Genomic DNA, 9,732 nt, shown 5'->3' on the forward strand with positions numbered 1-9,732 from the left:
CCCGCTGGATCACCCGCCCCGCGGCCGCGCAGCGAGGCGAGCGTCCCGGCGGCCGTGCGGGCGGCGGCGGCCGTACGGGCGTACGGATCCTGTGCGTGCTGGGTGAGCCAGGCCCGCAGGGCGGCGACGGCGGTGGCCGGGAGCAGTCCGCTGCCGCCGCCCGCGGATTCCGGGAGCTCGGGGATGGTGAAGCGCGGGACATCGCCGAGCCCGGCCGCCGTAAGGAGCCCGGCGTACTGCCGGGAGACTTCGGCGGCCAGCTGGTGCGGCACCCGGTCGAGGACGGTGACGAGGGTGACGTCGTACTCCTTGGCGGTCCGCAGCAGATGCCATGGGACGGCGTCGCCGTAGCGGGTGGCGGTGGTGACGAGCACCCAGATGTCGGCCGCGCAGATCAGCTCTGCGGCCAGATCGCGGTTCCGCGCGACCAGTGAGTCGATGTCGGGCGCGTCGAGCAGCGCGAGCCCCCGCGCCAGCCCCGGGTCGGTCTCCACCCGCAGCGCCGCCGGCCCCTCCTGCGCCCGCCCCTCCTCGTCGTACGCGCTCTCCGCCCGCTCCCCCTGCGCCGGCACCCACACCCGGGTGAGCCGCGGCAGCACCCGCTGGCCGGCGAACCAGGGGTGGTCATCGGGGTGGCACACCAGCACCGGCGTACGCGTTGTGGGCCGCAACACACCGGCCTCGGTGACGCGTCGGCCGACCAGCGAATTGACCAGGGTGGACTTGCCCGCCCCCGTCGATCCCCCGATTACCGCCAGCAGGGGCGCTTCGGGGGCGCGCAACCGGGGCACGAGGTAGTCGTCCAGTTGAGCGAGCAGCTCGGCACGGCTACGGCGAGCGCGGTCGGCGCCGGGAAGGGGGAGCGGAAACCGAGCGGCGTCGACACGGTCACGCAGTGAGGTCAGCGCGTCGAGCAGCCGGGGCCGTACGTCCAAGATCGCCACGTGGTGAAGAATGCCCGCTTTTGGTGTCTTTTTGAAGCGTATGCTCACTCGTGCGCGTCAAAGAGACCCACCCGGATCACCCCAAAAGGAGCACGAGGCAGACGTGACGACAGGGGCGCGGGCATAACGAGTGCACAACACCCGTTCTTTGAGGCGTGAAAAACGATGCGAGTTTCGGACCTGCCTGCGATTATCAGACCGCTTCACCGAACCTCCACAACGTGCCACGGAGGTGAAGCAACCGGGGCGAGGCGCAAGGAGCCCTATCCTTGTCCCGGCAAGGTCACGGTCCGTCGAGCCCGGCCACCCGCACCACGGCCGCCCCGTCGGCCCCGCAGGCACCGGGGGCTCACCCGCTCCATGACCACCACCGGCCCCCGTAGCTCAGTGGATAGAGCAGGCGCCTTCTAAGCGCTTGGCCGCAGGTTCGAGTCCTGCCGGGGGCGCAACGCCCGCCTCACCTGCGAAAACGCCGGTGAGGCTCTTATATGTCGGGAAGCACACCGCTCATGAGTCAAGCGCTTTGACCGCCCACGGCCCAAGGTCCGCGGAGAGCCTGGACATGTTCCTCCGCCCGAGCGGCGCGGGCGGCGCTCACCCAGCCACCGCGCGCGGGACAGCGTTCGCAAGAGTGCATTCTCGAGGGATCGATTGTTGGGGATGATGCCCGTGTGCCATTGTCGGGCGCGTGAGTGCTGAGGACCTGCGCTACGAACGTGATCTGAAGACATCGGCGCTGACGGCCATCGCCCGCCAGCAGCAGGTGGTCCGACGGCTGGAGGACGACATACGCAGCGAGCGAAGAAAGCTCGCCGAGCTCGTGTGCGCGGCCACCACCCAGACGCCCGGCAGCCCGATCCCCTACGGCCGTGTCGAACATGTCGCACGCCTTCTCGGCGTCAAACGCGACCGTGTCGCCAAGATCCGCACCGTGGTCCGCGGGAGCTGGACCGGAAGGACGCAACAGCCATCCGAACCGGCAACCGCCGTGCCGTCCTCACTCCACACCGCCACCTGACCGGTGAGCCGAAGGGAATCCCCACGCTCATGACCACCGCATCCTTCGAGGGCGGGACAGCCGTCCCGCCCATGCCCGAGCGGACTCCGAAGTCTCTGCGCGCCGCCATCGCCCAGCACGCGCCGCAACTCCTCGTGGACTTCGACCGGCACTGGCGCCGCGACATCGCCGATGCCTACGACCTCGCTCCCGTCCCCGCTTTCATGGCCCGCTGGTGGGGCGAGTACGCCCTCGCCCGTAATCCCGAACTCGAAGCCAGAGTCCACCGCCTGGAGGACGAGGCCGCCCAGGAGAGCGACTACGCGCGCGCCAAGGCGATGATCGAGGAAGCCGGGCGCATCCGCCGGACAGCGGCGAAGGCGGAACCCGGCCAGTGACGCACGACTTCATGGGACCACCCTGGCAGGCCGACTGGACCAAGGAAGCCGAGGACGGCAGGAACGCCCTTCCCGACCAGGCCCGTGACCTGGTGGATGCCGCCCGCGCCGAACTCGTGACCGCCACAGACCCGTACTTCCGGGGCATCGACACCGACAGGGGCCTGCCCCCGGGAATGAGCGTCGAACCCGTCCAGTCGACCCGCCCGAGCGGTGAGCACGTCCTCTACTTCGATCACGGCCGCGGCTGGCTGCGATACCACTTCACACCCCGCACCACCGACCCGCAGATCGTTATCGACGAATGCTTCTGGCAGTGATCAACACCGGACACCGTCGCTCGAGCAGGAGACATACGGCTCGGTCGAGTTCTTCAGCATGCGGCGAGTCGGCGAGGGCTTGACGCGCGAATCGCGCCATCATCGAGCCGGTGACAGGCCAAGCGCTTTTACCCGTTCCGCTCGGGGGCGGCCACGGAAAACGCAGGTCAGCACATCGCTCAGGCTCGCACACCTTCTAAGCGCTTGGCCAGCAGGTTCGAGTCCTGCCGGGGGCGCAATGGACCCTCTTCTCTACGCACGTAGCGGAGGGGGTCTTCGCGCTGTTCAGAGCCGGCCCACCGGCCACGACACGGCCCCGGGCGCTCCCCCCGATCACGGGAGGGCTCCGGGGCCGTCCGGCTGTCACCGGGCTTCCGCGGGTCCTGAAGCACAGGCGGGCGAGGGTCAGCCCTCGCGGCCTCCGGTGTCGTCGCCCGTTTCCGGGCCCGGTCCGCCGCCGGTGCGGTCGTCCTTGGTGCCGAGGTCGACCGGGGCGCCCATGGCCCCGGAGAGGGGCGGTCGGTCGGCGGTGGGGACCTCGTGGGGGACGACCTCGGGGTGGTGGAGGTCGAAGGCGGGGGATTCGGAGCGGATCTTCGGCAGGGTGAGGAAGTTGTGCCGGGGCGGGGGGCAGGAGGTGGCCCATTCCAGGGAGCGGCCCCATCCCCACGGGTCGTCGAGCTCGACCCGCTTCCCGTATTTCCCGGTCTTCCACACGTTGTAGAGGAACGGCAGCGTGGACAGACCCAGGAGGAACGAACCGATGGTGGAGACCGTGTTCAGCGTGGTGAAGCCGTCGGCGGCCAGATAGTCGACATAGCGACGCGGCATGCCGATGACGCCGAGCCAGTGGTGGACCAGGAAGGTGGTGTGGAAGCCGACGAACAGGGTCCAGAAGTGGATCTTGCCGAGACGTTCGTCGAGCATCCTGCCGGTGAACTTCGGCCACCAGAAATAGAATCCGGCGAACATCGCGAAGACCACCGTACCGAAGACCACGTAGTGGAAGTGGGCGACGACGAAATAGCTGTCGTGGACCTCGAAATCCAGCGGCGGCGAGGCCAGGATCACCCCGGTCAGCCCGCCGAAGAGGAAGGTGACCAGGAAGCCGATGGCCCACAGCATCGGCGTCTCGAAGGAGAGGGAGCCACGCCACATGGTGCCGATCCAGTTGAAGAACTTCACCCCGGTCGGCACCGCGATGAGGAACGTCATAAAGGAGAAGAAGGGCAGGAGTACGGCGCCGGTGGCGAACATGTGGTGGGCCCACACCGTCGCGGAGAGGCCGGTGATGCCGATGGTGGCGCCCACCAGACCCATATAGCCGAAGACCACCTTGCGGGAGAACACCGGAATGATTTCGGTGATGATGCCGAAGAACGGCAGGGCGATGATGTAGACCTCGGGGTGGCCGAAGAACCAGAAGAGGTGCTGCCACAGCACCGGCCCGCCGTTGGCCCCCTCGAAGACGACCGCGCCGAATTTGCGGTCCGCCTCCAGCACCAGCAGGGCTGCCGCCAGGACGGGAAAGGCGAGCAGCACCAGGATCGAGGTGAAGAGGATGTTCCAGGTGAAGATGGGCAGCCGGAACATCGTCATTCCCGGGGCGCGCATGCACACGATGGTCGTGATGAAGTTGACGGCACCCAGGATGGTTCCGAAGCCGGAGAGGGCGAGGCCCATCACCCACATGTCGCCGCCCACGCCCGGTGTGCGCGTCTTGCTGCTGAGCGGCGTATAGGCCGTCCAGCCGAAGTCCGCCGCGCCTCCTGGGGTGAGCAGACCGCCGATCACGATCAGCCCGCCGAAGAGGAAGAGCCAGTACGAGAACATGTTCAGCCGGGGGAAGGCGACATCCGGGGCGCCGACCTGGAGCGGCATGATCTCGTTGGCGAATCCGGCGAAGACCGGTGTGGCGAAGAACAGCAGCATCAGCGTGCCGTGCAGGGTGAAAGCCTGATTGTACTGCTCAGGGCTGATCAATTGCAGTCCGGGCCGGGCGAGTTCGGCCCGCATGACCATGGCCAGAAGGCCACCGATCAGAAAGAATCCGAACGCGGTCACCAAGTACAGGTGTCCGATTTTCTTGTGGTCCGTGGTGGTGAGCCAGTCGACCACGACGGTGCCGAGTTTGGTGGGTTCGGCGGGAGCTTCATATTCGGGCTTGGTTGTCGTCGCCATGTCCGTGTCCGCTCCTCGGCCGTGTGCATGGGTGGGCGGCCGGCGGCACCGGCCGACGAATTCGTTGTATCGATTCGCCCACCATTACCCGAAGCGGAATGGCGATGAGGACGCGACTCGCCGTAGCGGCCGGGTCATTCACCGGCGCCCTGGGCGCGGCTCGCGGGTCTGTCTGCGCCGCCATCGGCGGATTCCCGCGCTCACGACGATTGCCACGGCGCTCAGCAGCGCCGATCTCATCCGTCGCACACGTGACATCGGTTTCTTCCGTCCTCTGGATGAGCCACTGGGATGAGCCGCTGGGGTGAGCCGCACCGGATTCCGCGAGTCCGACCCGAGTCACCCATGGTCTGAGGGCCCATTCAGGATAGCTCTCCGTGACCGGATGAACACCGAGCCGGGCCGTCGGGCACGTCGGCGGCCGGGGCCGCACCACCCCTGGCCGGTTTTGCCGCACCAGGACGCGCACATGGGAATCCCTTTACCTTCCCGTTCGTTCCACGCATGCCCCCCACGGAACTCAGGAACGAACCAACGAACGCCCCCCCACGGAACAGAGAACGATCACAGTGACAGTGAAGGAGTGAACGCCGCGATGGTGTTCAAACGAGTGCTCGGCTCGCTCGGGGTCGGTGGGCCCGTCGTGGACACGATCCTGGACCGGGAGCCGGTGCGCCCCGGTGGGGTGGTGCGGGGGCATGTGCGGCTCCGGGGCGGAGGCAGCGCCTGCGACCTCGAGCACCTCGCGCTGGAGCTGGTGGCCGGGGTCGAGGCCGGGTACGGCGGCGAGGAGCACGAGGGCGGTGTGGCCTTCGACCGCCTCCGGCTCGGTGGCGGGTTCCGGCTCGACGCGAGAGAGCACAGAGATGTTCCGTTCACCATTCACATACCGTGGGAAACGCCGCTCACCGAGGTGTCCGGGCAGCCGCTGGGTGTCGTCCTGGGCGTCCGGGTCGAGCTCGCGGCGGCGGGCGCGAGGGACCACGGCGATCCGGAGCCGCTGATCGTGCGGCCGCTGCCGGTCCAGGAGGCCGTGCTGGGGGCGCTGGGGCGGCTCGGCTTCGGCCTCGTCGCGGCAGATCTACGGCTCGCCCATATCGCGGGCACCGGGCAGCGGCTCCCCTTCCACCAGGAGATCGAGCTCACCCCCGCCCCTCAGTACCTCCGCGACGTGAACGAGATCGCGCTGACCCTTCTCACCGGCCCCGACGCCATGGAGGTCGTCCTGGAGGCCGACAAGCGCGGCGAGGGCTCCGGCGTCCTGGGCCGCCACACCGTGCGCCATGAGGGCCTCGAGCAGCGCGACTGGACCGGTGAGGTCGACTCCTGGATCCGAGCGCTGGTCGAATCCCGCGCGACGCATACCGCCCGCGATGGCCGCACGGATGCGGCCATCGCGGGCATCGCGGGCGCCGCGGGCGTCACGGCCGGTACGGCGGCGAGTGGGGCCGTGGGCGGCGGCATGGTCGCGGCCGGGCTCGGCGACGCGTTAGGGAACTTAGCCCGCTTAGGAGACTTAGGGGGAACAGGGGGCATAGGGGGAACAGGGGGCACAAAGGACTTAAGGGGCTCGGGGTCCGAGGAGGAGGACCGGGGCTGAGCCGCGAAGCGACGCGGAGGGCCGCGGAGCGTCCCGCGGCCCTCCCTCTACTCATCGCCCCATGCGCATCGCCCGTACGCATCGAACCCGTACGCATCGCCCCATACGCACCGACCCGTACGCACCGACGAACCGCTCGGCTAGGAACGGCGCCCCACCGCGTCCGGGTCGTCCACCACCTCTCGCGGCTCCTCCGCCACATCCGCCACACCATCGCCCCCGCCCTCGGCCGCCACCGCGGCAGCGGGCTCGCGGCGCGCAGCCAGCCGGGCCGTGACCCGCCGGGCGACCGGCTCGGTCCAGCGGGCGGTGAGCGGCCCGAGGACGACCAGGATCAGGACGTACGCCGTGGCCAGCGGGCCGAGCGACGGTTCGATACCGGCCGTGACGGCGAGCCCCGCGATGACGATCGAGAACTCGCCCCGGGCCACCAGGGTGCCGCCCGCCCGCCAGCGGCCCCGGGTCGAGATCCCGGCCCGCCGTGCCGCCCAGTAGCCGGTGGCGATCTTCGTACCGGCGGTGAGGACGGCCAGCGTCATGGCGGGCAGCAGCACCGGAGGGATGCTGGCCGGATCCGTGTGCAGACCGAAGAAGACGAAGAACACGGCGGCGAACAGATCCCGCAGCGGGCTGAGCAGATGGTGGGTACCCTCGGCGACCTCCCCGGACAGGGCGATGCCCACCAGGAACGCGCCGACGGCGGCCGACACCTGGAGCTGCTGCGCGATCCCCGCCACCAGCAGCGTCAGCCCGAGCACCACCAGCAGCATCTTCTCGGGGTCGTCGCTGGAGACGAAGCGGGAGATGTGCCGTCCGTAGCGGACGGCCAGGAACAGCACCAGACCGGCCACACCGAGGGCGATGGCCAGGGTGACACTGCCCGCCGCCAGGCCCGCACCGGCCAGCAGGGCGGTGACGATCGGCAGATAGACGGCCATCGCCAGGTCCTCGAGGACGAGGATGCTGAGGATCACCGGGGTCTCGCGGTTGCCGAGCCGACCCAGATCGCCGAGCACCTTGGCGATGACGCCGGAGGAGGAGATCCAGGTCACACCGGCGAGCACCACGGCGGCCACCGGCCCCCACCCCAGCAGCAGGGCCATGACGGCGCCGGGCAGGGCGTTGAGCACCGCGTCGACCAACCCGGCCGGGTACTGGGTCTTGAGGTTGCTGACCAGGTCACTGGCGGTGTACTCCAGCCCGAGCATCAGCAGCAGCAGGATGACGCCGATCTCGGCGCCGGTCGCGACGAACTCCTCGCTCGCTCCCAGCGGCAGCAGCCCACCCTCGCCGAAGGCCAGTCCGGCCAGCAGATACAGCGGGATCGGGGAGAACTGGAGCCGCCCGGCGAGCCGCCCCAGCAGCCCGAGGACCAGGATGACCGCGCCGAACTCGATCAGGAACACAGCAGACGAATGCATGGGCTCACTCCCGCCCGAGTATCGCCGCGGCCGTCTCCACACCCTCGCGGGTGCCGATCACGATCAGCTCGTCCCCACCGGCCAGCCGGAAGTCGGGGGTCGGTGAGGGGATCGCCTCCGCCCTGCGCAGCACGGCCACGATCGAGGCGCCGGTCTCCGTCCGCATCCGTGTCTCGCCCAGCACCCTCCCGTTCCAGTGCGACGTGGACGAGAGCTCGATCCGCTCGGCCACCAGCCCCAGCTCGGTGGTGGACAGCAGATTGGGGCTGTGATGACTTGGCATCAGAACCCCGACGAGTGCCTCCGCTTCCCCTGGAGTCAGCCTGGTGGACAGGGCACACTCATCTGGATCCTCCTTCCGGTACGCACTCAGCGTCCGTCCGCCGTCGCGATGCGCGATGACCGAAAGCCGCCTGCTCTCTCGTGTCGTCAGGTCGTAGCGAACCCCGATGCCGGGCAATGGCGTACTACTCATGCGCGGAGCGCCCACAATCATCCCTCTCGTCGCTCGATTCCTGTGCCACCCTAACGAATGGCAAAGAATTGGTAATGACAGCAGGTGTGCGAGGGTGCGATGGGACGATGCCGACCGCGTATGGGTGGGGTGGCCATCGATCTACGGAGAGGATGGCGCCCAGAGGAGGGGTGGTACCCATGATCGAGTGGAGGCGGCTCAACACCGGGATCAGGCCAGTTCCCGATCCGGTCGCCACTCCCGTCGTCTGGGGCGGGGCCTCCCTGGGCGCGCTGGTGCTGGTGGCGACCCTGAACTTCCTCGGTGGCCATGGCCGCCCGATGTTCGCCCTGGTCGCGCTCTCACTGCTGGCCGCCCTGCTGGGGCTGTGTGCGCGTTTTGTCGCGGCGCCCGGTACGGCGGGGCTGTGCTGGCTGTTCCTCAACGGCTTCGCCATTCCGCCCGCGGGGGAGCTCTCCTGGGCCGGCGGGCGCGACGCCCGCTGGCTCGCCTGTCTTCTGGCGGCGGCCGTCGCGGGCACCGCGCTCGCCCGCATCGTCAACGCCCGGGCGGGATACCGCCGCGTCAGCCCGCTCGGCCGCCGTCCGGGGTCGCCGGAGTGAGCTGACCGGTCCGCGCGGCGATGTGACCGGTTCCGCGAGCGGGGTGACCGGTCCGCGGTCGTAGGTCCGTCGGCCGGGGGAAGGCCCGGCGAGCGGCCGATGCCTCGGGGGCGGGCCCGTTCCTAGGCTCGTAGCACGGCGCCCGGCGATCACGGCGCCGTCGATGCGCTCCGCCACGACGAAGTCGAGGCGTTCCCCACGACGAAGGAGGCGCCCATGCCCGCCGACGGTCAGAGCCACATCCGCATCGCCCGCCCCTCCCGTGACCTCGCGGCGGCGGAGCGCTTCTGGTGTGCGGGGCTGGGGCTGAGCGTGGTGTACCGGGTCGAGGGCGGTGACCGGGCCGGGGAGCACGATCTGCTGATGGTGGGGTGGCCGGACGCCTCCTGGCATCTGGAACTCGTCCACGAGGCGGCCCACCCCGTCGAGCCCCGGCCGACCGAGGAGGATCTGCTGGTGATCTACCTCGACGAGCCGGTCCCCGAGGACCTGGTGGACCGCCTCACCCAGCACGGCGGCACCCGCGTCACCTCCCCCAATCCGTACTGGAACGAATGGGGCGTCACCGTCGAGGACCCGGACGGCTACCGCCTGGTGCTGTGCCGCCGCGGCTGGTCGAATTCCTGAGCCATCGAGACCGAGGTTTCCCAGGCCCAGGACCAGGACCAGGACCAGGCGCAGGAGCCCTCGCGCTAGTTGTGTTGTCCGGGGAGGTTGGTGACGGGCGACGCGCCGTGAGGGGTGCTTGAACGGGGCGAGGGCCTCTGGTTTCGGTGTGGATTGCGAGTCTGCAC

At 69.4% G+C, this 9,732-nt stretch carries 10 protein-coding genes and 1 tRNA gene; 7 read left to right on the forward strand and 4 right to left on the reverse strand.

Going from position 1 to position 9,732, the window contains the following annotated elements; genetic code table 11:
- A partial coding sequence (locus tag ABD329_RS46640) for a dynamin family protein (protein ID WP_344318122.1) occupies nucleotides 1-935 on the reverse strand: 935 nt, incomplete at its 3' end.
- A 382-nt stretch (nucleotides 936-1,317) separates the two neighbouring features.
- On the opposite strand from ABD329_RS46640, the gene ABD329_RS46645 reads away from it, so the two are divergent.
- From ABD329_RS46645 to ABD329_RS46660, 4 genes are all read left to right on the forward strand, one after another.
- Nucleotides 1,318-1,390, forward strand: a tRNA-Arg gene (locus tag ABD329_RS46645).
- 242 nt (nucleotides 1,391-1,632) lie between these two features.
- Nucleotides 1,633-1,962 carry a hypothetical protein gene (locus ABD329_RS46650; protein ID WP_198282089.1) on the forward strand — a complete coding sequence of 110 codons (330 nt, stop codon included), beginning with the start codon at nucleotides 1,633-1,635 and terminating at the stop codon, nucleotides 1,960-1,962.
- A 29-nt stretch (nucleotides 1,963-1,991) separates the two neighbouring features.
- Nucleotides 1,992-2,339 (forward strand): DUF6247 family protein, encoded by a 348-nt coding sequence (locus ABD329_RS46655; protein ID WP_198282088.1) that lies wholly within the window; start codon nucleotides 1,992-1,994, stop codon nucleotides 2,337-2,339.
- Between the two features lie 11 nt (nucleotides 2,340-2,350).
- Nucleotides 2,351-2,659 carry a hypothetical protein gene (locus tag ABD329_RS46660; RefSeq protein ID WP_198282091.1) on the forward strand — a complete coding sequence of 103 codons (309 nt, stop codon included), beginning with the start codon at nucleotides 2,351-2,353 and terminating at the stop codon, nucleotides 2,657-2,659.
- A 405-nt stretch (nucleotides 2,660-3,064) separates the two neighbouring features.
- Here the strand turns inward: ABD329_RS46660 and ctaD are convergent, their stop codons facing one another.
- Nucleotides 3,065-4,840 (reverse strand): aa3-type cytochrome oxidase subunit I, encoded by a 1,776-nt coding sequence (ctaD, locus tag ABD329_RS46665; RefSeq protein WP_344318117.1) that lies wholly within the window; start codon nucleotides 4,838-4,840, stop codon nucleotides 3,065-3,067.
- Between the two features lie 595 nt (nucleotides 4,841-5,435).
- Here ctaD and ABD329_RS46670 point away from each other — a divergent pair.
- The gene (locus ABD329_RS46670) at nucleotides 5,436-6,440 is read left to right on the forward strand and encodes a sporulation protein (protein ID WP_344318118.1); all 1,005 of its coding nucleotides are present in this window, start codon (nucleotides 5,436-5,438) and stop codon (nucleotides 6,438-6,440) included.
- Between the two features lie 140 nt (nucleotides 6,441-6,580).
- Here ABD329_RS46670 and ABD329_RS46675 read toward each other — a convergent pair whose 3' ends face one another.
- Nucleotides 6,581-7,861: a cation:proton antiporter gene (locus ABD329_RS46675; protein ID WP_344318119.1), complete on the reverse strand. Its 1,281-nt coding sequence runs from the start codon at nucleotides 7,859-7,861 to the stop codon at nucleotides 6,581-6,583.
- Between the two features lie 4 nt (nucleotides 7,862-7,865).
- Nucleotides 7,866-8,336: a cation:proton antiporter regulatory subunit gene (locus ABD329_RS46680; RefSeq protein ID WP_086885493.1), complete on the reverse strand. Its 471-nt coding sequence runs from the start codon at nucleotides 8,334-8,336 to the stop codon at nucleotides 7,866-7,868.
- Nucleotides 8,337-8,515: 179 nt separating this feature from the next.
- On the opposite strand from ABD329_RS46680, the gene ABD329_RS46685 reads away from it, so the two are divergent.
- Both ABD329_RS46685 and ABD329_RS46690 read left to right on the forward strand, forming a co-directional pair.
- Complete coding sequence (locus tag ABD329_RS46685; protein ID WP_344318120.1) at nucleotides 8,516-8,938, forward strand: hypothetical protein; 423 nt, start codon at nucleotides 8,516-8,518, stop codon at nucleotides 8,936-8,938.
- Nucleotides 8,939-9,154: 216 nt separating this feature from the next.
- Nucleotides 9,155-9,565 (forward strand): VOC family protein, encoded by a 411-nt coding sequence (locus ABD329_RS46690; RefSeq protein ID WP_344318121.1) that lies wholly within the window; start codon nucleotides 9,155-9,157, stop codon nucleotides 9,563-9,565.
- The last annotated feature ends 167 nt before the right edge of the window (nucleotides 9,566-9,732 follow it).

Source organism: Streptomyces javensis (assembly GCF_039525925.1).
In the GTDB taxonomy this organism is placed as follows: domain Bacteria; phylum Actinomycetota; class Actinomycetes; order Streptomycetales; family Streptomycetaceae; genus Streptomyces; species Streptomyces asiaticus.

Excerpts from the sequence above, each read along its gene's own strand:
- ABD329_RS46655 (WP_198282088.1), top strand. The coding sequence starts at position 1,992 with ATGACCACCGCATCCTTCGAGGGCGGGACAGCCGTCCCGCCCATGCCC.
- ABD329_RS46660 (WP_198282091.1), top strand. The coding sequence starts at position 2,351 with ATGGGACCACCCTGGCAGGCCGACTGGACCAAGGAAGCCGAGGACGGC.
- ctaD (WP_344318117.1), bottom strand. The coding sequence starts at position 4,840 with ATGGCGACGACAACCAAGCCCGAATATGAAGCTCCCGCCGAACCCACC.
- ABD329_RS46670 (WP_344318118.1), top strand. The coding sequence starts at position 5,436 with ATGGTGTTCAAACGAGTGCTCGGCTCGCTCGGGGTCGGTGGGCCCGTC.
- ABD329_RS46675 (WP_344318119.1), bottom strand. The coding sequence starts at position 7,861 with ATGCATTCGTCTGCTGTGTTCCTGATCGAGTTCGGCGCGGTCATCCTG.
- ABD329_RS46680 (WP_086885493.1), bottom strand. The coding sequence starts at position 8,336 with ATGAGTAGTACGCCATTGCCCGGCATCGGGGTTCGCTACGACCTGACG.
- ABD329_RS46685 (WP_344318120.1), top strand. The coding sequence starts at position 8,516 with ATGATCGAGTGGAGGCGGCTCAACACCGGGATCAGGCCAGTTCCCGAT.
- ABD329_RS46690 (WP_344318121.1), top strand. The coding sequence starts at position 9,155 with ATGCCCGCCGACGGTCAGAGCCACATCCGCATCGCCCGCCCCTCCCGT.